Genomic DNA, 21,703 nt, shown 5'->3' with positions numbered 1-21,703 from the left:
TAGGGGCGGCCTAACAAGTTTGTTTAGTGGTTTTGTGTTGTGCTTTAGAGTGTTGCTTAGGCGAGAGCATGTAGCCGCAGCAAATACAGTAATACGCTAATACTAACCGCGCTGCCCAGCATGCTCAGGGCTATGGTGTTTGAGGCCAGTTGATGATTGCCGCCTATGGCTCGTACCATCACAAAGCCGGCCGCAGCGGTGGGGCTAGCAAACATCAGTGCCAAGCAACCCAACTCTACTCCATCCAAGCCATACCACCACGCAGCACTGGTCACGACGGTGGGTAATAGTACCAGTTTGGCAAAGACCGTGTAGGCGGAGAGGGTGCTGGCTTTTTTTAAGGCGGATATGGATAAGCTACCACCTATGGTGATTAGGGCCAGCGGCAGAGTCATGCTGCCTAGGTAGTGGCCGGTTTCGTCTAGTATGGCGGGTAATTGCCAGCCCATGCTTAGCCCTATAAGTGCGCAGGTTATGCTTACAATTAAGGGGTTTTTGACGATATCCAGTAACAGCCTATGCCATTGCAACTTTTCATCTTGGCGCAGGCTTTTGGTGAGTGCGTAGATAGAGAGTATGTTGTAAATCGGGGTGACTACCGCCAGCAGTAAAGCACCCACGGCTAGTCCCGGGTCACCATAGGCTTTGGCGCACAGGGCTATGCCCACTATCCCTAGGTTGCTTCTAAAGGCGCTCTGTACCGCTACGCCGCGGTCCTGCGGGTTTTGGGTGAGTAGGGGAGACAGCCACCAAAAGCTATAGAAACTAATAATAGCGGCCAGAGCGGCAAAAATAGCCAGTTTGCCTTGCTCTGCTAAGTTAATGCCGCTGTTGAGTATGGACAAAAACATCAGTGTGGGCAGGCAGATATTAAAGACCAGCCTTGAGGCTATGCCTATAAACTCATCATTAATATGGCGTTTGCGCTTGAGGTATAACCCTAAGAATACAATTAGGAATACCGGGGCGGTGACCGAGAAGGTGAATTCTAGGGCTTGCAGGTAGTTTGATGTCATGTGAGGGGCGCTATATGGCGACGTGTAGGCTTTCTTTCACCTGATCCATGGCGACATAGCTGGTGCAAACCTCCACGCCCGGTAGCGTCAGCAGGGTGTCGCCGTAAAACTCGCGGTAAGAACCCATATCCGCCACCCGGGCCTTAATAAGGTAATCAAAGGCGCCAGATACCAAATGACATTCCTGAATTTCTGGCAATAAGCCTGCAGCTTTACTAAAGTCTTCAAAGACATCTTTGGAGCTGCGGCTGAGCCGGATTTGTACGAACACTACTAGCGATGCGTTGACCGATTCGGGGTTAATAATGGCGCTATAACCTTGAATAACGCCGTCGGCCTCTAAGCGTTTTACCCTGTCAACACAGGGAGTGGGGCTTAAACCCACTCGCTTTGCGAGCTGAGCGTAGGCGATTCGACCGTCTTTTTGCAGTTCTCGCAGTATGTTTTTATCAATTTTGTCTAAGGGCCGGGGGTCGTTATTCTTAGAAGCCATAAAAAACCTTTTTCATTGAGATGTGCTAGTTGAAAGCACTAAAAATATAGTAATTTAATAATAAATCAACTGATTATTTTCGATTACCATGGCGCAATGCAATGTGTGCGTTGCTGTTTACTATTTTTGAGGAATTTTTTATGTTGATCGGCGTACCTAAAGAGATTAAAAACCACGAATACCGCATAGGCTTAACGCCTGCTGGTGTTAAAGAATTAGTTGTTAACGGCCATGAAGTTATGGTTGAAAACAACGGCGGCGCAGCCATTGGTTTTGATAATGACCAATACATAGCTGCTGGCGCTAAAATGATCGATACAGCTGCTGAAATTTTTGCCGCTGCTGACATGATTATTAAAGTTAAAGAGCCACAGCCTGTTGAGTGCAAAATGCTACGCGCTGGTCAAATATTGTTCACTTACTTACATTTGGCTCCAGACCCAGAGCAAACTAAATTATTAATCGAATCAGGTGCTACCTGTATCGCTTATGAAACAGTTACTTCTCCTTTCGGTGGCCTACCATTATTGGCTCCTATGTCTGAAGTTGCTGGCCGTATGTCTATCCAAGCAGGTGCTCACCACTTAGAGAAAGCACAAGGTGGTTTAGGCGCATTGTTGGGCGGCGTTCCTGGTGTTGCTCCTGCTAAAGTATTAATCGTTGGTGGTGGTGTTGTGGGTACGCAAGCGGCTCATATGGCTATAGGCATGGGTGCAGACGTTACTATCCTAGACCGTTCATTGCCGCGTCTACGTCAATTAGACACTGAATTCGGTGGCCGTTTGAAAACTGTTTACTCAACAGCTGACGCCATGGACCAGTTGATTGTTGAAGCTGACTTAGTTATCGGTGCTGTTCTTATCCCTGGTGCTGCTGCTCCTAAGCTTGTTTCTGCTAAGCACATCAAAATGATGAAGAAAGGTTCTGTAGTGGTTGACGTTGCCATCGACCAAGGTGGTTGTTTCGAAACGTCTAAAGCCACTACTCACCAAGATCCGACTTATGTTGTAGACGACGTAGTTCACTACTGTGTTGCCAACATGCCCGGTGGTGTTGCTCGTACGGCTACTATGGCGTTAACCAACGCAACTATGCCTTTCGCCGTAACTCTAGCGAACAAAGGCGCTAAGCAAGCCTTGTTAGACGACAAATACCTAATGGACGGTTTGAACGTTCTAGGTGGAAAAGTTACTTATAAGCCAGTTGCTGACGTATTAGGTTACGACTACGTTGCTCCTGAAGACGCATTAGCGACTTTATAAGTCTGATTAGCCATTCAGGTCTATTCGAGCCGCCGTTACGAAAGTAACGGCGGCTTTTTTATGCACAGGATGTGCTGTATGCCGCGGGCGCATGGATGCGCAGGAGCGGCGATGTTCAGGATGAACAGTATACCCAAAGCGCTACGCGGGGCAGGCCCTGTCGCGGGCGCAAAGCTTGCCCCGTGCAGCAGGATTTTTTTGCGAAACGTCTTGGGTATGGAGACCCAATGGCCAAAGCACTACGCGGGCCACGCTGTGCACTCGCGTTGCTCGTGGGGCCGGCTCTGCGCAGGAGCGGCGATGTTCAGGATGTGCGGGCAGATTTTTGCTCCTCGGCAACTGCTCCTGCGTTGCTCTACTAAGTGACATCCATGTCACGATGCAAAATCTGCACTTCCGCCAGAGCCTACCCCGCGACTGCAAGGAGTGTCTTGGGTGTCCTTGGCGGTCGTATGCTCGCGGGGCCAGCTTTGCGCAGGAGCGGCGATGTCTAGGGTTTATTGGCTGGCTGATAGCAGGCCTAGCTAGTATGTCTATGTAACCAGATGGGTCAAAATTTGCTTTGATCTGGACGTTGTTGCTGTAGAGGCTGTGTTGTAACGTGATGGGTCATCGTATTTTTAATGAGAGAGTAACAATGGCTTATACAGAAAAGTTTCAACAGCTGGCCGACATCGCCTGTGGTCGTGTGCAGGCGGTGCAGCCTGAGCAAGTGGACCAGTTGGTGGCGCAAGGCGCAGTCGCTTTAGATATACGTGATAAAGAGGAGCGCGACTGCGGCCATATAGATGGCTCTATGCATATTAGCCGAGGCAGGTTAGAAATGGATATAGAGGGTAAAATCCCCGACTTAACTACCCTAATCATGTGTTATTGCAATGCTAATAATCGCGGCGCGTTATCGGCAAGTGCTTTAAAGGATATGGGCTATATTAATGCGCAGTATATTAGCGGGGGGTTTCTAAAATATAGAAAACTTAAGTTGTAAAACTACTGAGGCATAATTGCTGATTCAGAGTGTGGGATGTATGGATAATGTAATTAAAGGTTACCAAGACTACCTTGCTGAGGCGGAAGCTGTTATTGAGCAAGTGAATACGGCTCAGGCGATAGCATTGCATCAACAAGGTGGTGTCATTTTTTTAGATGTTCGAGATGTACGTGAGCTGGAGCGTGATGGCATGATTAGTGGGGCGTATCATTGTGCCCGGGGTATGCTAGAGTTTTGGGCTGACCCTAACAGCCCTTACCACAAAGAGGTTTTTACCAACCCTGAACAGCTGTTGATAGTTTATTGTGCAGCAGCTTGGCGCTCAGCGCTGGCGACTAAGACGCTGGTGGAAATGGGTTTTATCAATGCTAAACAATATGTAGATGGATTAACTGCCTGGAAAGAGGCGGGTGCGCCTACACAGCGTAAAGAAAAAGTATAATGTCATTGGCTTTAACGTAAATTGAATAGTAATTGGGATGGCAGCTTAAGACCTTTTGGGTAGCAAGCTACCATCATTTTATGCGCTTGTGAGCATCATAAAATAGGTGTTTAAATATTCTCTTGTGTATTACTCTGCTTTTACACTACTGAATATCTAAAAAATAAATGCCGGCAATAAATAACCCCGCAAGAAATATAGTTTCCATTAACACCATGGTAATGGGTGCCCAGCCTAGTGAGAAAACTTCCTTCAATGACGTTTTAACGCCTAGTGCGGAAATGGCTATAACTAACAACCAAGATGATAGTGTAGTCATAAATTCCTGTAAGCTTTTGGGTATAAATCCTAGGCTGTTAGCGGTTAGTACAATAACAAAGCCTAATAAAAATAAAGGGAAAATACTTTTTATGTCGGCACCTTGGCTGCTGCTGTTTCTGGGTAGCATATACAGGCTGAGTATAACGATCACAGGTACTAAGGTGGCTACCCGTAATAATTTCACGAAGGTCGATAGGTCGCCAACATTATCCGAGATGCTATAACCGGCGCCGACAACCTGTGCGACATCATGAATGGTTCCCCCCAAGAACACCCCGCTTTGAATATCGTTATAATGTAAGGCTTGGGTAATAAGTGGGTAGACTATCATTGCTAAGGTGCTAAGCGCCGTAACAGAAATAACCGTAAAAATAGTTAGGCGTTTGTTTTCCTCGTTCTCGGGGAATATGCTGGAAATAGCTAACGCCGCAGACGCACCGCAGATGGCTACTGAGCCGCCAGATAAAAGGCCAAATTCAGTTTTTAAACCCGCCACTCTAGCGATGACTATGCCAAATATCATGGTGCATAAAACGCCTATAACAACCATAGCTATTGGTGCGTAGCCTAAGGACATAATGTCTTCTAAGGTGATACGTATACCTAGTAAAACAATACCTATGCGCAATAACTTCTTGGCACTAAACTCTACCCCTGCTCGGCATTTATCCGACTCCATAATGAAGTTAAATGAAATGCCAAGTAATAGAGCAAACAACATAACAGGTGCTTGGTAGTTTTTGGCTAGAAACTGAGCCGCCATGGCAATAGTTATACTGATTAATATGCCTGGGAAAAGATGCTTTACACGATCAAAGCTAATAAGTTTTATGGCTGAAACAGTTTTTGTGTACATCAAGATAGCCCTATTAATCGTGTTAAATGCTAAGCCTACTGTCTCATTGAATGGACTTAGCTCTTAGGGCCAATTGCTTTGATAAATATAGCTAACTGCACCAAGTGCTGATGTGTTTTGTAACTAGAGTTTATTAAGAGTCGCTATCGATCTCTAATGTTTCAAATTCACTGTAGCCGCCGATATAATCTTTATCTTTATAAATTTGTGGGACGGTACTAACGTCACGGCCTGTTATTTTTTTAAGGTCGTCCATAGTAAGATTGTTTTCAATGATATTAAAAAAAGTATAATCATAGCCTTTGGTTTTACTTAGGGTTACGGCTTTAACACAAAAAGGGCAGTCAGCCCTGCCGTAAATGGATATCTCTGTCATTTTTTTTCCTGGTGTAAGGTTTTTAAAAGGGCGTGTCATCGGGTATAGCCTTTTTGATAATCAAAGATCTTTCCGCTTGGGTGATTAATATTATGGTGGCTATATATAATACGATACTTAGGTATATAGACCCGTTAAGTCCGCCAATGATGACAATGGCGGCGATGGCCGGCCCAATTGACTGGCCAATTAGCTCTAGCGATAGGCCAAATGAAACGCAGCGACCGGTTTGATCTAGGTCAGAGAATAAGCCGTTAAAATAAGGCGATACGCTAGACCATGCCGATTGAAATAAAAATAAAGCTAAAATAAACGTAGCGAAAGAAAACTCACTCAATAAAAGAGAGATGCTAGCTATTTGGATCATGATAGCAATGGCTATAGGTTTTGCGCGGCCATAGCGGGTTCGAAAAAATAGTACCGCAGCCATACCTACAATGCCGCAAAAAGAACTACCTGCTAGTACCATCCCTACTTGGGATCCGGTTAAGTTTCCCGCTAAGCCTATCTCAAAGGCATAAGCCCAGATTGAGCCGTTGGCTGCTTGAAACAAGGCATAACCAACAAAGGCTTTAGATACCGATTTTCTTTTTATAAAGGATAGAAATGATGGGCAGAAATCATTTTTTTGTTTAAATTTGGAAAGTGATGGTGTGAAGAGTAATCCAATTAAAGCCATTAAGGAGAGTAGTAAAAAAACAGCCTGCATCCCCCCAGCAGAAAGTAGATAAGGCGATGCTAGTATCCCCACGCCACTAAAAACAAACAAGGTACCTATAAATATACTGAATCCTTCATCAGGATAAGGGCTTCTGGAAATGGCTGATAGCGCGGCTGATATAACTACACCTATGCCTATACCTGAAAAAAATCGTATGACGAGTAATGTCTCTGGATTGGCTATAAAAGATGATAAAAAATCCATAATAACAAGAATGCTTAAGCCCACAATAGCGACTTTTTTCAAACTGTATTTATGAATAATTTGCGACATGACTACAGCCGATATAGCGCCGCCTACTAGATTTGCGGAGGCAATAAAGCCTGCAAAAGATTGCGATATCTGTAGTTGGTCAATAAAGCCAGTGACTATTACTGGCAATACCATAAATGGAAAGTAGCCCACCATGCCTAAAAAGGTGTAGCTTAGTGTTTGTGCCACCCAAGAAAAGTTTTTATGTTTAGGTATGCTTAAGTTTTTATCACTGATTACTGAGTCAATGCTCATGTTTAGACCTTTTTATTATGAAATAACTGCCATATCATTATTTTTTAATGTGCGTAAAACCGCCTCGCGTGACTCTATTAAGGAAACGGTGCGGGCAATATTAGGATAATGATTTAGGCGCTTATGTATTTCTGGTCGTATCCAGCGAGTCGTCATATACAGAAAAAGGTCAATGACGGAGTAGTTTTGGCCTAGTAAGTAAGGGTGTGTAGCCAGTTCTTTATCGATCTCTTGCCAAGCTTCATCGATAAGCAGCGCAGCTTTAGACTCGATGATGGTTTTTTGTGACTCTTCTAAACAATACCTTTCTGGAAATGAATCCATCATGAACCATGCTTGCAGCTCTTCTGATAAATAAATCATCCATTTGTAGGCTAACGCTCTTTGGTTAGTGCCAGCAGCAGGTAGTAGTTTGCAGCTAGGGTGCTGCTCGGCCAAATAAAGCAATATGGCGGTAGAGGGGTAAATAAGTAAGGGCTCGCCTGCAGGGTCGCTAGGGCTAACCGCTAATACCGGGATTTTTCCGCGGGGGTGCAGCTTATAAAACCACTCAGGCACGTCAAATAAATCGACCTCTACTAAGTTATAGTCCGCGCCAATCTCTTCTAATGCTATCTGTGGTGCTAGGCTGGTAGGCTCATCGGTATAGCCCTTACTACAGGTATATAACGTATACATTATTGCGTGCCTTTTAATAATTGTTTAAGTGGCTCTGTTTAGGCTGGGGTATTAGCTTTTCCTTGGTTAGCCATCACGTGAGCTCATAGTACGCTAGCTAAAAAGTGTTCCAGAAGGCCCAGTTGCTAACTGTTGCTTGCGGTAATTGGCTCTACACATTGAATATTAAGATGTTTAGTCTATGTCGTGTGCAACTTAACCCTGCGATTTATATAGGTTTTTATCACTAGTAATCGTTTTATAAGTGCATCTAAAAGTGAAAATAAGCTAATTGCAGATTACTTACTTGAAATCGTGTTAATTAAATGGGTAGGCGGCTATGAAAAAACAAGCGGATAAAACAATAACGCAAGGCAGTCAGCAAATAGGTATCAGGGAGCTTTATGCTGAAGATGCAGTGGCTGCGGACCTAAAAGTGTTTGGCCGTCGATCGGATCCGCTTACACGTAGAGGGTTTCTTAGTGGTTTGGGCGCCATGGGGGCTTTACTCGGTGGCGAAATAGTCTTTGGCCGTTATATGCCTGCCGGTTTAATACCTGCTGCTTTTGCTGAAACGACGGAGGCATTTACCATCCCGGGTAAGCACCCTGGCTTGACTATTCTTAATGATAGGCCTATCAATGCGGAAACGCCGGTGCATTTATTGGATGACGCTATTACGCCGGCAGATAAGTTGTTTGTACGTAATAATGGTATCCCTCCGGTAAACCCAGACCCACAAAGCTGGTCTTTGACCATTGATGGCGAGTCTGTGCTGAAGAGCAAAACCTATAGCATAGCGGAGCTAAAGGCCAAGTTTGAAACAGTTAGTTACCAGCTCACTTTAGAGTGTGGGGGCAATGGTCGCTCAGAATTCAATCCGCCAGCTAAAGGTAATCAATGGGGTAATGGTGCCGTAGGCTGCCCCAAATGGACGGGCGTTCGTTTAGCCGATGTGCTGAATGATTGCGGTATAAAAAGTGATGCGGTGTATGTCGCCTATCACGGTGCGGATACCCATATTAGTGGTGCGCCTGATAAAGAACCCATTTCGCGTGGTGTGCCTATAGCCAAAGCCTTGCAGCAAGAGTCAATGATTGCATGGGCGCTAAACGATGAAGATATACCTTTAATGAATGGCTACCCACTGCGTATGGTCATCGGTGGCTGGCCCGCATCTACATCGGGTAAATGGCTAGAGCGTATCTCTATACGCAATAAAGTGCATGATGGTGCGAAAATGTTAGGCCACGCCTATCGCGTTCCCTGTGAACCCGTTGCGCCTGGCAGCACCGTGCTTGATGAAGATATGTGTATTATTCATCAAATGCCGGTTAAGTCTTTAGTGACTTATCCAAAATCGGGTATTAGCCATAAGCTTGACAAACCATTAGCTGTGCGTGGCCATGCATGGGCAGGTGATGCCGCCATAGACTCTGTTTATACCTCTATTGATTTTGGCCAAAGTTGGCAGCAAGCTAAGCTCAATACGGCGGTGAACCACAATGCTTGGCAACGTTGGTTGCAGCAAGTGTCGTTTCCTAAAAAGGGCTATTACGAATTATGGGTTAGGGCTACAGATACTAATGGCCATAGCCAGCCCATGGTGCTGCCAGGCTGGAACCCCAAGGGCTATCTGAATAACGCTTGCCACCGTATTGCTATTAAGGTGGTGTAGGGTGAAAAAAAGCTATAGTCCTGTACTAGCATTATTAATTGCGTTGCTGTTTCAATCTTCATCCTTGTTTGCGCAAAGCCTCTATAAAGAGACGGGTTTAATTATGGGTGCAGGGGTTGAGTTGGTTGCCATGCATTGCACGTCCTGTCACTCTGCAAAGCTCGTTGCTCAAAATAGAATGTCACGAAAATCGTGGTTGGCAACAATACGATGGATGCAACAAACGCAAAATCTTTGGCCCTTAGGCCCGGCCGAAGAGGGCATACTTAACTATTTGGAAAAAAACTACAGCCCAGTCGTAGGAGGAAGGCGTAAACCGATCCCCGATGAATTATTGCCTAGTGATTAATTGCTATTAGATCGTGCTATTGTAACTTAGTTATCGCAGTTAAAAAGCAAGGACTTGTTAACAATGCTTTTTGTATAAAACGTTATCATTACACTGGATATGGTTTAATAAGCCTTTAGTGTTTTCAATAACTGATAGGTAAAACAGTATGGCAATGCACCTTTTATTACTTGATCCCGATAGTAAGACAACGCTACAGCGGCAAATCTGTGAGCAATTGGGGCAGGCTATTATTAAAGGCCATATTCCGGAAGATGTGCCACTACCTTCCAGTCGAAAGTTGTCAGAGTTATTGGGGATTTCTAGAAATACGGTTATTTTGGCCTATGAGCAGCTGGCTTCCGATAATTACATAGTATCTAGGCAGCGCAGTGGCTATTACGTCAACCCTAAAATTACAGAGTGGAATTTTTTAGAGGCTAAAGAGCCCGCGGCTTCGCCCTGTAAAGTGGATTGGCAAACGCGGCTTTACTCCACCCCTTCAAAGCAGCGCAATATTGTTAAGCCTCTAGATTGGCAGAAATATAAATACCCCTTTATTTATGGGCAGTTTGATGCCGAGGGTTTTCCTCTAGCTAAGTGGAGGGAATGTGTAAAAGACTCCTCTTCTAGTTCGTCTTTAAAAGTATGGGCGCCTGACATACATGGTGAAGACGACTCACTACTGCTTAATTACCTGCATACCCATATCTTACCTAGGCGTGGCGTATGGGCCGACCCTGACGAAATAATGATTACTTTGGGGGCGCAAAATGCCATTTATATGGTTACTAGCCTAGCATTAAATAATGACTCGGTATTTGGTGTAGAAAACCCAGGCTATATTGATGCGGCAAACATAGCGCAAACTAATGGTGCCACCATTAAAACCTTGGCTATAGATGATGGGGGCTTGATTTTATCCGATGAGTTGAAAGACTGTGACTGTGTCTATGTTACGCCTGGTCACCAGTTTCCTACGACAGTTACGCTATCGATTGAGCGCCGTAAAAAGCTATTGGCTATGGCGAATGAATATGACTTTATTATTATCGAGGATGATTACGAGTCTGAATATAACTTCCAATCCAGGCCTATACCCTCACTAAAAAGCATGGATGAATGTGACAGGGTCATTTATGTAGGCAGCTTTTCAAAGATACTAGCCCCTGGCTTACGCCTAGGCTATGTGGTTGCCTCTAGAGATATGATTGTTGAATTGAAGGCCATGCGCCGCTTGATTTCACGTAATACCCCCAGAAATAACCAGCGCTCAGCTGCGCTATTTCTTGAGCGTGGCTATTACGATGCCCATGTAAAAAAGCAAAGGGATCTCTATGAAGGCCGCTGGAAAACCATGGAATACGCGTTAAGACGCTATATGCCGGGCTCATCGGTTCCACCTACTTTTGGAGGCACATCTTATTGGGTTAAAGGCCCTGACAATCTAAATTGTCAGCGCTTATTCGAGCAAGCCAAAAAACAAGATGTATTAATAGAGCCTGGCGATATGTTTTTTTTAGATGATAGCCCAAAGCATAACTATTTCCGCTTAGGTTATTCGTCTATCGCGGAAGATAAAATTGAATCAGGCATTAAAATACTTGCCGAAATTATCAATAACAGTGTTTCTTATTAGCAAAATAGACCTCCTTTCTTACCTTTCCCCTCTCGCATCCTTAGCGCTCTGTTTACGTGTGATACTTGCTTAGGTAGTACTACCTATCATTTTCCTTCTTGGCAATGGTTAAGCCCTTAGGGTCGCTCCTAAGGGTGGTATCAGCTTTTTCAAAAACACTGAATAATTGGTCCTATGGATTACTGGGGATTAACGATACTATTTTTTTAATGCTTAAGGTTTACAAAAACGATCTTAGTGTACACATCACGCTTAAATTCATTAAGCGTGGGTCATTGAAAAAAAGGTGTTAAGCCATGAAATTTGTTAATCAGTACCATAAAGTGAAAAACTATATCAATGGTGAATGGGTAGTAGAGAGTGATGTGAAATACGCGCCACTGTTTAACCCATCGACCGGTGAGCAAATAGGTGAAGTGCCTATGTCATCGCAGGACGCTTCAAAAGAAGCGGTAAAATGTGCTGCTGAAGCCTATAAAACCTGGTCGAAAACACCTTTGCCTAAGCGTATAGATTTTATCTTTAAAATACGTGATGTGATGGAAGAGAATTTTGAGAACTTAGCTGTTTCTATTGCCATAGATCAAGCTAAGCATATTACCGAAGCTCGCGGAGAAGTGAGACGGGTAATAGAGATAGTGCAAATGGCTTGTTCTGTGCCGGCGCTGATCCAAGGTGAAACTATACAAGGTATAGCTAATAATATTAATGGTCGTGTTGTTAAACAGTCTATGGGTGTTTTTTGTGGTGTTGCACCCTTTAACTTCCCCGCCTTAGTGTTCGGCTGGTTTATTCCTTATGCGATTGCTACGGGCAATACTTTTGTTTACAAACCGTCAACAGATTCTCCGTTGTTCATGCAAGAAATGATGTTTTTGTTGAATGAAATAGGTTTGCCTAAAGGTGTTGTTAATGTTGTTCATGGTGACCGTAGTATTTGTGAGGCATGGTATGAGGATCCAGCGGTAGTTGGCGTTTGCCTAGTTGGATCTACGCCAACGGCAAAAGCTATTGCAGAAGCCTGTGGCCGTAATGGTAAGCGTGTAATGTTATTAGGTGGTGCTAAAAACTACTTGGTAGCGATGGAAGACGCACCTATGGACTTAATGATTGAAAATATTCTGATATCGGGTTATGGGTCAGCAGGTCAGCGTTGTTTAGCTGTTTCTAACTTGGCTGTTGTTGATGAGATTTACGATGAATTTGTAGAGCGCTTAGTTGCAGCCTCAAAAGATTTACAGGTTGGTGATGCTTTTGATACCGATGTCTTTATGGGGCCTGTTATTAACCAAGCTGCCCAAAAGCGTATTGAGGATTATATAGAGATTGGCATTAAAGAAGGCGCTAATTTGGTGCTTGATGGTAGAAACCCATCTGTCGCTAGTAAAAATAAAGATGGTTACTACGTAGGGCCAACCATTTTTACCGATGTAACCCCTTGTATGACATTGGCCAAAGAGGAAGTGTTTGGCCCTGTGTTAAGTGTTATGCGTGTGGGCTGTATTAATGGTGCATTAAAGTTAATCGGTGAACAAACCATGGGTAATGGTGCTGTTATTTTCACCCAAAATGCGTATTACATTGAGAAGTTTATCGACGAAGCCGATGTTGGAATGGTAGGGGTTAACGTGGGTGTTTGTGCACCTCACCCATACTTGCCTTTCGGTGGCATTAAAGACTCTCTAGTGGGCACTAATAAAGTTCAGGGTAAAGATGGCATTGAATTTTTTACTCAAAATAAGGTGGCTACCATTCGCACAGTCAACCCTAAAGGTGAGAATTCACCGAAGGCTAGTGGTGACTCTTCTGTGAGAAGCTGTGTGGCAAGTTAAACTGACTTAGTGTCAGAATAATGCGCTATTGCATGGATGCCAATTCACTATGAATGGCTGTGTTTATCACAGCCATTCATCGATTATAACTAATTTAGGCCTAATATTTTTTATGGGCGGGTGTGTCAATGAGTTCTGTATTTTATCCTCAAAATAATCTTAAAAATATTGAGCAGCTTAGCATAGAGCGTGGTGAGGGCGTTTATGTCTATGATAATGAAGGTAATAAGTATCTGGAAGGTCTGGCGGGTCTTTGGTGTACGTCGCTGGGTTATGGCAATAAAGAGTTAGCGGATACCGCACACGAATATATGAGTAAGCTAGGGTTTTCTCATATGTTTTTAGGGAAAACACATAAAATAGGCCGTGATCTTGCCGATAAAATAGCAGATATGGTGCCGGTAGATAATGCTAAAGTTTTTTTTGGCAATTCGGGTAGTGATGCTAACGATAGCTTGTTCAAAATAATTCGCTATTATTTTAATGCTATTGGTAAACCTAAGAAATATAAAATTATTGCTAGGGAAAGATCCTATCACGGGGTGACAGTGGCGTCGGCATCATTAACAGGCCTGCCTTTGTTCCACCAAAATTTCAGTTTGCCTACGGAAGCCTTAGGTATTCTTCGCACAGATGCGCCGCATTATTATCGCGGTGCAAAACCTGGTGAGAGCGAAGAACAGTTTGTTAACCGCATAGTGTCTAATTTAGAAAAACTCATTATAGCGGAAGGGGCAGATAGTATTGCTGCCTTTATTGCCGAACCTATTACAGGTGGTAGTGGCGTTATTGTTCCTCCTAGTGGTTATTATGAAAAGGTTCAGGCTGTTTTAAACAAACACGATATCTTGTTTTGGTCAGATGAAGTCATTACAGGTTTTGGTAGAACAGGTAATGACTTTGGCTCAACTACCATGAATATTGAAAAACCTGCGCTAATGACCTTAGCAAAGCAGTTGTCGTCTGCCTACATCCCTATTAGCGCGGCTGTAGTTCGTGGTGATATATACGATGCCATGGTCGATGCTAGTGCCGAGGCTGGCATGTTTGCGCACGGCTACACCTATACCGGTCACCCGGTCGCTTGTGCGGTAGCGTTAAAAACCTTAGAAATATACCAGCGCGATGGTATTTTTGGCCATGCTGCGGCTATGGGTGACTATATGCAAAAAAGATTACAGCAGTTCAATAGCCACCCCTTAGTGGGTGAGGTGAGAGGCAGGGGGTTGATTGGCGCGGTAGAGCTAGTGGCCAATAAAACTACTGGTCAGGCTTTTGAGGGCGGAGCTGTTGGCAATTTTGCTCAACAAGCTTGCCAAAATCACGGCTTGATTATTCGCTCTGTGGCGGGTTCGGCTATCGCTTTCTGCCCGCCTATGATAATCACTGAATCGCAAATTGATGAAATGATGGAGAAATTCACCAAGGCTCTAGACGACACTATGGATTTTGTCAGCAGCAATAAGCTGCTTTCGGCATAGCTTTCGATAATTTTTTAACACGACAGGTCAATAGGTATACAAATACCATTTGCTATTAACTAGTTCCCTTTTGTGATTATGCTCTATGCGAGCGGTCACAAATTTTTACGCACAAGTGTACTCATTCCGCTTGTGCGTCTTTTTATCCTCCAGTTTTTCATTACATTAATTACCGCAGGTATTTATGATCATGAAATATCCCCATGTTGTATCTAGTGTCACACCAGTACAGGCAAAAACGCTTATTAACAGTCATGATTATAGTTATTTGGATGTTAGAACCCGTGAAGAGTTCTCCGAAGGTAATGTTGGTGGCTCAGTTAATATCCCGCTATATTTTTCTATAACAATTGAAGAGCAATTAAATGACGATTTTATTGCTGATATAGCAGCTGTATTTGAGAGAGATAGCTTAATAGTGGTAGCTTGTAAGTCTGGCGCTAGGTCTTTAGCTGCTTGTGAGCTTATGCTTAATGCCGGCTTTAGCGGTGTGGTGAATATGCGCGGCGGATTCTTCGGTCTTAGATGTGATAAAACGGGGGCTGTTATTGATACAGGTTGGCTGGATTACTATCTATAAAAATTTACAGTAATTTTTTTAAAGCTGGTGAGCTAAGTTAATAGCGCTATTTTATGATGTAAGTTTTTGTATGCTCTGCTGCCCTTGGTTGGCGCCAGTATAGTATTTATACTGCGGGTGGTATTACGTCCTTGTAACATCACCTTATAATTCCACTGTTATATTATGCCATTAATGCCAGGTTTTCCTTTTTCATTAAGTTGTATGGGCTTTGTGGCTTTTCTTCTAATCTTTCGCTCAGTAGCGCTTGCGCCAGTAGTTTGTTTTTAGAGCGGAATGCGGCTTCTACTAAGGTTCTGGCAAAAACATCACGCTGGGCATGGCTGCCACCAAAGTGGTGGATAGTATTTTTTATAGGCATAAGTTTATTAATGCATTCTTGGTAGTTGCCTTTGCCGAATGCGTAGAGTGCTTCTGATATAGGTAGGCCGATCTCTTTGGTCATGTGGTAATAACTAATGCCGGGTTTATTGTTTTTCAAAAACGTTTTTTGCGATTGTATAACTTTTTCAGCGGAGCTAAAGTCATCGGCGGCAACAAAGGCCATGACTGCGTGCACGTCGTTAAACGAATAGAAGTTTTGATCAGCAATTTTTCGCCATGAGCTGGCTAGTGCTTGTAGCCTTACTTTGCCGACATCAACGTTATCTAAGTAAAAGCGCCAAATTAACGATGAACCGTCCAATAACACTATTGGATTTTCACCGGTAGAGGCGTTATGTATCATGGTGTCAGAGAGTGCCAATATTTCTTTAACGTCGCCCATCTCTAATTCAAATAAGCCTAAGTGCAAGGCGTTATGAGGGATGAAAAAATTATTCTCGCCCCAGTCTTGCTTGCGTTGCTTCATGTACTTAGCGCCTTCTTCATAGCGGTTTAGCATCTCTAAAGCGTGCGCTACGGCATGTATGCCCCAGACGTCTTTGGGGTTTAAGGCTACCGCTTGTTTAGCTATATCTTCAGCTCGATTATATTCTCTAGCTTCTTCTAAGCCGAAACCATACATACCTAATACAAAGCTGTACAAAGGGTGGGATTTATCCCAGCTGGGTAGTGATCGTGCTATTCGGTTTTTTAGGTTTTGGGCGTGCCCCAGGAAAAAATCTAACTGGTGGCCAATAAGCAAGGCCAGCATATCTTGGGGGTAGTCAATTAATAAGCTGTCCAATATAAAGGAGGCTTTTTCCATATTGCCATCTAACCAAACGCTTAAGGCTTCTAGATGCTTTTGTTCGCGCTCATTGATGGCGCTGTCTTGGGCTGCTGCGTTGGCAAGGGCTAAGTGTTGTTTGGCTGCGGCCGCATCATTTTCATCGGTGGAGAGTAAATAGAGGTAGGCGCTAAGTATATGGGCCATGGCGAAATGAGGTGATTGCTCAAGTAGGCCTTCAATAATGTTAGAGGGATCTCTAAAATGGGCAAGTTCAGTTATAGCGTCATCATATAGCGCAACATATTTGGGGTCGCTAGCTGTTATATTTAGGTCATTTTGATCTTTCAGCATCATCTTTGTTCCTTAGCCACTTTTATAGCATATAGAGTCGTTATAATTCTCTTAATTAGGATACTTTGTATGAAAGTGTGCGTAGTTGAGTATCCTGCCTACTAAATTAGCGTACCTGCCTAATGGAGAGTAGGACCAGATACGATGGTTATGACGAAGCTCTGATACTAATGGCGCTTGCTGGTAGTGAAAAACGATGGGTTTTGGTTTTTTTAGCGCCATATGAGCTGCTTAGGCTCTGTATAGTAGACTGGTTGATCGTTTTTTGATGTATGTAATGGGCATAGGCATGGGGTATTGATGGGTACAGAGAGTTTTTTTGCGGAAGTTAAGCGCTTAGCGGTAGATATTATCGCTGTCTACCTCACTCTAATGAAAATCATGATTCCTGTCACGCTGGTGGTGAAGGCCTTAACGATAGTGGGTGCTATAGAGTGGCTGGCTTTGCTGTTATCACCGCTGATGGCCTTAGTGGGTTTGCCTGACACTATGGGCTTGGTGTGGGCGGCGACCATGAGCACCAATATTTATGCGGGCATGATAGTGTTTTATGAGCTGATGGGGCCCGAGCCCTTAAGCGTGGCGCAGGTGTCCACTCTGGGGGCGATGATGCTGTTGGCGCATAGCCTGCCGGTGGAGGCGGCCATTGCTAAAAAAGCGGGCGTTAAGTTGTGGGCAACACTGTTGCTGCGTATAGGCGGCGCCATGCTACTGGGGGTGTTGCTCAATCTGTTTTATCAGCGCAGTGATTGTTGCCAGCAGGCTGCGGTGCTGCTATGGCAGCCCGAGGTGGTAGAGAGTAGCTTAGCCTTGTGGTTGCTAGAGCAGCTAAAAACCTATCTGATGATTTTTGTGGTTATTGCTTCTTTAATGACGCTGTTAAAAATACTGCGGCTGCTGGGGGTAGAGCGTTTAATGCACTGGCTGATGTCGCCGTTACTGCGCTTATTAAAAATAAACAACAGCGCTGCCGACACCACCATTATAGGCGTGACCCTGGGCTTGAGTTTTGGTGGTGCGCTATTGATACGGGAAGCGGCTAGCGGCCGGCTCAGCCCGCGAGATATATTCCTAGCCTTTGGCTTTTTGGCGCTATGCCATAGCCTTATAGAAGATACCTTATTAATTATGCTGCTGGGGGCTGATATCGCCGTGGTGCTGTGGGTGCGCTTGTTTTTTTCGCTGTTGGTGATGGCTGTGCTGGCGCGCTGGGTTTATAGCCATGAGCAGCATAGCGTCAGGCACTGGCTGATGGCTGCAAAATAGTCATCGGGCTTGTAACTTGGCTATAGGCCGGTATATTGCCACACTAAAGTAGATAATAAGCTGAGGGGTTGGTTGTTCCTTATGGATATAGAGCTGTTAAAAACGTTTTTAGAAGTTAAAAATACCCGCCATTTTGGTAAGGCTGCCGATAATCTCTATATTACTCAGGCGGCGGTGAGCGCCCGCGTGAAGCAAATGGAAGAGTATTTTGGGGTGCAGCTGTTTATACGTAAGCGCAACAATATACAGTTGACGGCAGAGGGGGAGCGCCTGATCACCCATGCTGAAACCATGTTGCTGGCTTGGAATCGCGCGCGCCAAGATGTCGCTTTAAAAACTACCAAAAAGGATCAACTAGGCATAGGTGCCACCGCGGGCTTATGGAATTACGCATATCAGGATAAGTTGGCGGCCATCTACCGCGCTTTCCCGCAGCTGTCTTTGCGTTCAGAAGTACATGGCGCCGATGATTTGTTACGCATGGTGATGGAGCGTGCATTGGATGTGGCGATATTGTTTGATGCGCCTAGCATGCCTGAATTGACGGTGGCTTCAGCGGGTAAGTTGAAGCTGGTGTTGGCGAGTACTATTCCCGAAGTCAGCGCCAAAAATGCCCTGAAAGAAAGTTATATCTATGTAGATTGGGGGACGGCGTTTAACATGTTTCACGCCAAGCGTTTTAGCGAGGCTGCGCCAGCGATACTCTATACCACTATGGCGTCTATTGCCGAGGCGTTTATGCGGGAGTGCCCCTCATCGGCGTTTTTGCCGCAGACCATGGTGGAGGCGACAACCGTAGCCAATATGCAGCTAGTAGATGCCGCCCCCAGCTTTGGCCGAGAGGTGTCTATTATTTTCCGATCAAATAATGAGCGTTTGGAGTTGATAGAGCAGCTGTTACCTATACTGCAATCTTAGTGGTATTAAAGGCCTCGTCGTATAGGCCTAATTCATCCCTAAGTTTGCGCTCTTCCTGAATATCCTCAACCCTGCGGCGTCTGGCTGTGAGCAGGCGCATACGATCGGCATTGGTGAGAGGGTCTGTATGGCTATCGTTTTTGGGCTCGTAGTTTTTATAGTCATCATCATTCGTGCTATCGGTATCGATATAATCACTCATAATTTCAGTTCTTAATCAGGTTTAGTGGCTGAAATATGCGCTATATAGGCTGGCCCTGTAAAACAATTATTTTTTGTGGTATTAAATAAAAAATATTGATGGAAAACGGACTATTATACTAGTCACGGAGTGCGCTTAACCCTAGACTCCGCAAAATTTTAACTTGCCCCCTATAATGGAGAATAATTATGCGTGTAGCGATACTCAGCAGGAACTCAAAGCTTTACTCTACTCGCCGATTAGTGGAGGCAGGAACGGCGCTTGGACACCAAGTGGATGTGATAGACACCATGCATTGTTATATGGATATCACCAGTAGCAAGCCCTGCGTTAGATACAAGGGTAAGTCATTGCCCGCCTACGATGCGGTTATCCCACGTATAGGGGCTTCGGTTACCTTTTACGGTACGGCAGTGGTGAGGCAGTTTGAAATGATGGGCACTTTTTCAATTAATGAGTCGGTGGCTATTAGCCGTTCTAGAGATAAGCTGCGCTCCTTGCAATTGCTATCCAGAAAAGGCGTGGGCCTACCACGCACTGGCTTTGCCCATCACCCTGATAATATTAATGACTTAATTAAAAATGTCGGCGGTGCGCCAGTAGTGATTAAACTGCTGGAAGGTACCCAAGGCATAGGCGTGGTGTTGGCGGATAGCCAAAAGGCTGCGGAAAGCATTATTGAAGCCTTTATGGGCTTAAAAGCGAATATCTTGGTACAAGAGTATATAAAGGAAGCCGGCGGTGCCGATATACGCTGTTTAGTCATTGGTGATAAAGTCGTGGCGGCGATGAAGCGTCAGGCAGCCGCGGGCGAATTCCGCTCCAACTTACACCGTGGTGGCTCCGCCGAGCTGGTGAAATTAACACCTACCGAGAGAAAGACAGCGGTTTCAGCTGCAAAAATAATGGGCCTAAATATGTGCGGTGTTGATATATTGCGCTCTAATAACGGCCCTGTAGTCATGGAGGTTAACTCCTCGCCAGGTTTGGAAGGTATAGAGGCCGCCACTAAAAAAGATGTAGCGACAATGGTTTTTGATTTTATTGAAAGAGATGCAAAGCCTAATAAAACTAAAACGAAAGGCAAGGGCTGATTATTAATCATGGCTAAAGAACTTATTATAGCCGGGCACACTATTAAGCCCGGTGAAGAAATAAAGATAGATCTTCCTTCGGTTCATCTTTATACCGATACCCCTATGCCTATCCCTGTTTATGTAAAGCGGGGTAAAAAGGATGGGCCAGTATTATTGGTAAGTGCGGCCATACATGGAGATGAGATTAATGGCATAGAAATTATTAGCCGCTTAATTAATAACAAATCCATAAAAAACCTTAGAGGTACGTTAATTGCTGTGCCTATGGTGAATGTGTATGGGGTGTTAAGCCAAAGCCGCTATATGCCCGATAGGCGAGATTTGAATCGCTCATTCCCGGGTTCCTCGCGCGGCTCTTTAGCTGGGCGCATAGCGAAGCTATTTTTAAATGAAGTGGTGGCTAAGTGTGATTACGGTATAGACCTGCATACCGGTGCTATACACCGTACTAACTTACCGCAGATTCGCGCTAATTTATCCGACGAAGCCACCAAGGCTATGGCTTATGCGTTTGGTGTGCCGGTTTTGCTTAATGCCGATGTGCGCGATGGCTCGTTGCGTGGTAGTGCAGCAGAGGAGGGTGTAACCATGTTGCTCTATGAGGCCGGTGAGGCGTTACGCTTTGATGAGTTTTCCATTAGAGCGGGCGTGAAGGGTATTATTAATGTAATGCGCCACTTAGATATGTTACGTAAAACGCGTTCTAAAAAACCACCAATAGAGCCGTTTATTGCCCACAACAGCACATGGGTACGGGCAACGGATAGTGGCGTGATGTCCCATAGAAAGGTATTAGGAGATTATGTCAAAGAAGGTGATGTGTTAGCGGTAATATCAGACCCTTATGGCAAAACAATCGATACCATAAAAAGCCCTGTGGAGGGTATTATTATTGGTAAACAAAATATCCCCTTAGCGCAAGAGGGTGAGGCCATGTATCACGTGGCTTATTTTAAACAACATGATGGTGTGGTAGAGAACTTAGGTATATTGCAAGATAACCTCACCGTAACCATTGATGACAATACTGGGTTTTAAGTATGATTATTAAGTTATTAGTTATTATGACGGTGTTGTTTGTGGGCTTGCGTATAAATGCGCTGTCGGCGTCATGGATAGAAAAGTTAGGCGTTGCTAAAGAAGTGGGTAGTAGCCGCATTTTTCAATTACAAAAAACCTTTCAATTTTTTATATTTTGTACCGTAGCTATTATCGTGGCGGCAACACTGGGTGTGGGTTTTGCGGATGTCGATATTTTTGTATCATCGGTTTTTGCGGTGATAGGTATTGCCTTATTTGCACAGTGGTCCATATTAAGTAATTTAACAGCCAGTGTGATTATTTTCTTTTTCTTCCCTTATAAAGTTGGTGATGAAATCATTATCTGGGATAAGGATAGAGAGAAATGTGTAGGGGGGGTATTGCGAGAGATTACCTTGTTTCATTTGATTTTAGAAATGGCGGATGGTGATAAGCTCACTATGCCAACAACTATGGTTTTTCAAAATCTTATAGCCATTAAAAAGGACAGCTAAA

The 21,703-nt window shown here is 44.3% G+C and carries 22 protein-coding genes; 14 read left to right on the top strand and 8 right to left on the bottom strand.

Features of this window, described 5'->3' with window-relative positions:
* Positions 1-56: 56 nt before the first annotated feature.
* Complete coding sequence (locus tag B067_RS0106250) at positions 57-1,016, bottom strand: AEC family transporter (RefSeq protein ID WP_019529214.1); 960 nt, start codon at positions 1,014-1,016, stop codon at positions 57-59.
* Between the two features lie 10 nt (positions 1,017-1,026).
* Positions 1,027-1,509 (bottom strand): Lrp/AsnC ligand binding domain-containing protein, encoded by a 483-nt coding sequence (locus B067_RS0106245; RefSeq protein ID WP_019529213.1) that lies wholly within the window; start codon positions 1,507-1,509, stop codon positions 1,027-1,029.
* Between the two features lie 140 nt (positions 1,510-1,649).
* Between B067_RS0106245 and ald the strand changes: the two genes are divergently transcribed.
* From ald to B067_RS0106225, 3 genes are all read left to right on the top strand, one after another.
* Complete coding sequence (ald, locus tag B067_RS0106240) at positions 1,650-2,771, top strand: alanine dehydrogenase (protein ID WP_026244465.1); 1,122 nt, start codon at positions 1,650-1,652, stop codon at positions 2,769-2,771.
* A gap of 637 nt (positions 2,772-3,408) precedes the next feature.
* A complete protein-coding gene (locus B067_RS0106230; protein WP_019529210.1) occupies positions 3,409-3,759 on the top strand; it encodes a rhodanese-like domain-containing protein in 351 nt (116 codons plus the stop codon).
* 40 nt (positions 3,760-3,799) lie between these two features.
* Positions 3,800-4,204: a rhodanese-like domain-containing protein gene (locus B067_RS0106225; RefSeq protein ID WP_019529209.1), complete on the top strand. Its 405-nt coding sequence runs from the start codon at positions 3,800-3,802 to the stop codon at positions 4,202-4,204.
* Positions 4,205-4,349: 145 nt separating this feature from the next.
* Here B067_RS0106225 and B067_RS0106220 read toward each other — a convergent pair whose 3' ends face one another.
* The 4 genes from B067_RS0106220 to B067_RS19780 form a co-directional block, all read right to left on the bottom strand.
* Positions 4,350-5,381 carry a YeiH family protein gene (locus B067_RS0106220; protein ID WP_019529208.1) on the bottom strand — a complete coding sequence of 344 codons (1,032 nt, stop codon included), beginning with the start codon at positions 5,379-5,381 and terminating at the stop codon, positions 4,350-4,352.
* A gap of 133 nt (positions 5,382-5,514) precedes the next feature.
* Positions 5,515-5,796, bottom strand: coding sequence for a glutaredoxin domain-containing protein (locus B067_RS0106215; protein WP_019529207.1), 282 nt, complete (start codon positions 5,794-5,796; stop codon positions 5,515-5,517).
* On the bottom strand, positions 5,780-6,886 hold the full coding sequence (locus tag B067_RS0106210; protein ID WP_169335552.1) for an MFS transporter: 1,107 nt from the start codon (positions 6,884-6,886) through the stop codon (positions 5,780-5,782). Before B067_RS0106210 ends, B067_RS0106215 begins: the two co-directional genes overlap by 17 nt.
* 114 nt (positions 6,887-7,000) lie before the next feature.
* A complete protein-coding gene (locus B067_RS19780; RefSeq protein ID WP_019529205.1) occupies positions 7,001-7,663 on the bottom strand; it encodes a glutathione S-transferase family protein in 663 nt (220 codons plus the stop codon).
* 319 nt (positions 7,664-7,982) lie between these two features.
* Here B067_RS19780 and B067_RS0106200 point away from each other — a divergent pair, with 319 nt between their 5' ends.
* The 6 genes from B067_RS0106200 to B067_RS19775 all read left to right on the top strand — a co-directional run bounded on the left by B067_RS0106200 (position 7,983) and on the right by B067_RS19775 (position 15,180).
* Positions 7,983-9,320: a sulfite oxidase gene (locus B067_RS0106200; RefSeq protein ID WP_019529204.1), complete on the top strand. Its 1,338-nt coding sequence runs from the start codon at positions 7,983-7,985 to the stop codon at positions 9,318-9,320.
* Position 9,321: 1 nt separating this feature from the next.
* Positions 9,322-9,669, top strand: coding sequence for a hypothetical protein (locus B067_RS0106195; RefSeq protein WP_019529203.1), 348 nt, complete (start codon positions 9,322-9,324; stop codon positions 9,667-9,669).
* Positions 9,670-9,817: 148 nt separating this feature from the next.
* Complete coding sequence (pdxR, locus tag B067_RS0106190) at positions 9,818-11,287, top strand: MocR-like pyridoxine biosynthesis transcription factor PdxR (protein ID WP_019529202.1); 1,470 nt, start codon at positions 9,818-9,820, stop codon at positions 11,285-11,287.
* Positions 11,288-11,583: 296 nt separating this feature from the next.
* Positions 11,584-13,119 carry a CoA-acylating methylmalonate-semialdehyde dehydrogenase gene (gene mmsA / locus B067_RS0106185; protein WP_019529201.1) on the top strand — a complete coding sequence of 512 codons (1,536 nt, stop codon included), beginning with the start codon at positions 11,584-11,586 and terminating at the stop codon, positions 13,117-13,119.
* A 128-nt stretch (positions 13,120-13,247) separates the two neighbouring features.
* The gene (locus B067_RS0106180; RefSeq protein ID WP_019529200.1) at positions 13,248-14,600 is read left to right on the top strand and encodes an aminotransferase; all 1,353 of its coding nucleotides are present in this window, start codon (positions 13,248-13,250) and stop codon (positions 14,598-14,600) included.
* 190 nt (positions 14,601-14,790) lie between these two features.
* Entirely contained in the window at positions 14,791-15,180 is a 390-nt protein-coding gene (locus B067_RS19775) for a rhodanese-like domain-containing protein (protein WP_169335551.1), read from the top strand.
* A 163-nt stretch (positions 15,181-15,343) separates the two neighbouring features.
* On the opposite strand, the gene B067_RS19770 is transcribed toward B067_RS19775, so the two are convergent.
* Positions 15,344-16,687 carry a tetratricopeptide repeat protein gene (locus B067_RS19770; protein WP_019529198.1) on the bottom strand — a complete coding sequence of 448 codons (1,344 nt, stop codon included), beginning with the start codon at positions 16,685-16,687 and terminating at the stop codon, positions 15,344-15,346.
* 297 nt (positions 16,688-16,984) lie between these two features.
* Here B067_RS19770 and B067_RS0106160 point away from each other — a divergent pair, with 297 nt between their 5' ends.
* Both B067_RS0106160 and B067_RS0106155 read left to right on the top strand, forming a co-directional pair.
* Positions 16,985-17,950: a hypothetical protein gene (locus B067_RS0106160; protein ID WP_019529196.1), complete on the top strand. Its 966-nt coding sequence runs from the start codon at positions 16,985-16,987 to the stop codon at positions 17,948-17,950.
* Between the two features lie 81 nt (positions 17,951-18,031).
* Positions 18,032-18,868, top strand: coding sequence for a LysR family transcriptional regulator (locus tag B067_RS0106155; RefSeq protein WP_019529195.1), 837 nt, complete (start codon positions 18,032-18,034; stop codon positions 18,866-18,868).
* Here the strand turns inward: B067_RS0106155 and B067_RS0106150 are convergent.
* The gene (locus tag B067_RS0106150; protein ID WP_019529194.1) at positions 18,852-19,070 is read right to left on the bottom strand and encodes a hypothetical protein; all 219 of its coding nucleotides are present in this window, start codon (positions 19,068-19,070) and stop codon (positions 18,852-18,854) included. The genes B067_RS0106155 and B067_RS0106150 overlap by 17 nt on opposite strands.
* 188 nt (positions 19,071-19,258) lie before the next feature.
* Between B067_RS0106150 and rimK the strand changes: the two genes are divergently transcribed.
* Genes rimK through B067_RS0106135 form a run of 3 tightly spaced genes read left to right on the top strand, consistent with a single transcriptional unit; the run spans position 19,259 to position 21,702 of the window.
* Positions 19,259-20,164, top strand: a complete 906-nt coding sequence (rimK, locus tag B067_RS0106145) for a 30S ribosomal protein S6--L-glutamate ligase (RefSeq protein ID WP_026244461.1) — start codon at positions 19,259-19,261, stop codon at positions 20,162-20,164.
* Positions 20,165-20,173: 9 nt separating this feature from the next.
* A complete protein-coding gene (locus B067_RS0106140) occupies positions 20,174-21,205 on the top strand; it encodes a succinylglutamate desuccinylase/aspartoacylase family protein (protein ID WP_019529192.1) in 1,032 nt (343 codons plus the stop codon).
* A 2-nt stretch (positions 21,206-21,207) separates the two neighbouring features.
* The gene (locus B067_RS0106135; RefSeq protein WP_019529191.1) at positions 21,208-21,702 is read left to right on the top strand and encodes a mechanosensitive ion channel domain-containing protein; all 495 of its coding nucleotides are present in this window, start codon (positions 21,208-21,210) and stop codon (positions 21,700-21,702) included.
* The last annotated feature ends 1 nt before the right edge of the window (position 21,703 follow it).

Source organism: Dasania marina DSM 21967, from assembly GCF_000373485.1.
In the GTDB taxonomy this organism is placed as follows: Bacteria; Pseudomonadota; Gammaproteobacteria; order Pseudomonadales; family Dasaniaceae; genus Dasania; species Dasania marina.
The sequence above is the reverse complement of the archived record's forward strand: the minus strand, read 5'-3'. Positions and strand labels throughout refer to the sequence as shown.

Excerpts from the sequence above, each read along its gene's own strand:
- rimK (WP_026244461.1), top strand. The coding sequence starts at position 19,259 with ATGCGTGTAGCGATACTCAGCAGGAACTCAAAGCTTTACTCTACTCGC.
- B067_RS0106230 (WP_019529210.1), top strand. The coding sequence starts at position 3,409 with ATGGCTTATACAGAAAAGTTTCAACAGCTGGCCGACATCGCCTGTGGT.
- B067_RS0106135 (WP_019529191.1), top strand. The coding sequence starts at position 21,208 with ATGATTATTAAGTTATTAGTTATTATGACGGTGTTGTTTGTGGGCTTG.
- B067_RS19770 (WP_019529198.1), bottom strand. The coding sequence starts at position 16,687 with ATGATGCTGAAAGATCAAAATGACCTAAATATAACAGCTAGCGACCCC.
- pdxR (WP_019529202.1), top strand. The coding sequence starts at position 9,818 with ATGGCAATGCACCTTTTATTACTTGATCCCGATAGTAAGACAACGCTA.
- B067_RS0106225 (WP_019529209.1), top strand. The coding sequence starts at position 3,800 with ATGGATAATGTAATTAAAGGTTACCAAGACTACCTTGCTGAGGCGGAA.
- B067_RS0106180 (WP_019529200.1), top strand. The coding sequence starts at position 13,248 with ATGAGTTCTGTATTTTATCCTCAAAATAATCTTAAAAATATTGAGCAG.
- B067_RS0106250 (WP_019529214.1), bottom strand. The coding sequence starts at position 1,016 with ATGACATCAAACTACCTGCAAGCCCTAGAATTCACCTTCTCGGTCACC.
- B067_RS0106200 (WP_019529204.1), top strand. The coding sequence starts at position 7,983 with ATGAAAAAACAAGCGGATAAAACAATAACGCAAGGCAGTCAGCAAATA.
- B067_RS0106215 (WP_019529207.1), bottom strand. The coding sequence starts at position 5,796 with ATGACACGCCCTTTTAAAAACCTTACACCAGGAAAAAAAATGACAGAG.
- B067_RS19780 (WP_019529205.1), bottom strand. The coding sequence starts at position 7,663 with ATGTATACGTTATATACCTGTAGTAAGGGCTATACCGATGAGCCTACC.
- B067_RS0106140 (WP_019529192.1), top strand. The coding sequence starts at position 20,174 with ATGGCTAAAGAACTTATTATAGCCGGGCACACTATTAAGCCCGGTGAA.
- B067_RS0106220 (WP_019529208.1), bottom strand. The coding sequence starts at position 5,381 with ATGTACACAAAAACTGTTTCAGCCATAAAACTTATTAGCTTTGATCGT.
- B067_RS19775 (WP_169335551.1), top strand. The coding sequence starts at position 14,791 with ATGAAATATCCCCATGTTGTATCTAGTGTCACACCAGTACAGGCAAAA.
- B067_RS0106245 (WP_019529213.1), bottom strand. The coding sequence starts at position 1,509 with ATGGCTTCTAAGAATAACGACCCCCGGCCCTTAGACAAAATTGATAAA.
- B067_RS0106210 (WP_169335552.1), bottom strand. The coding sequence starts at position 6,886 with ATGGTGGGCTACTTTCCATTTATGGTATTGCCAGTAATAGTCACTGGC.
- mmsA (WP_019529201.1), top strand. The coding sequence starts at position 11,584 with ATGAAATTTGTTAATCAGTACCATAAAGTGAAAAACTATATCAATGGT.
- B067_RS0106155 (WP_019529195.1), top strand. The coding sequence starts at position 18,032 with ATGGATATAGAGCTGTTAAAAACGTTTTTAGAAGTTAAAAATACCCGC.
- ald (WP_026244465.1), top strand. The coding sequence starts at position 1,650 with ATGTTGATCGGCGTACCTAAAGAGATTAAAAACCACGAATACCGCATA.
- B067_RS0106150 (WP_019529194.1), bottom strand. The coding sequence starts at position 19,070 with ATGAGTGATTATATCGATACCGATAGCACGAATGATGATGACTATAAA.
- B067_RS0106160 (WP_019529196.1), top strand. The coding sequence starts at position 16,985 with ATGGGTACAGAGAGTTTTTTTGCGGAAGTTAAGCGCTTAGCGGTAGAT.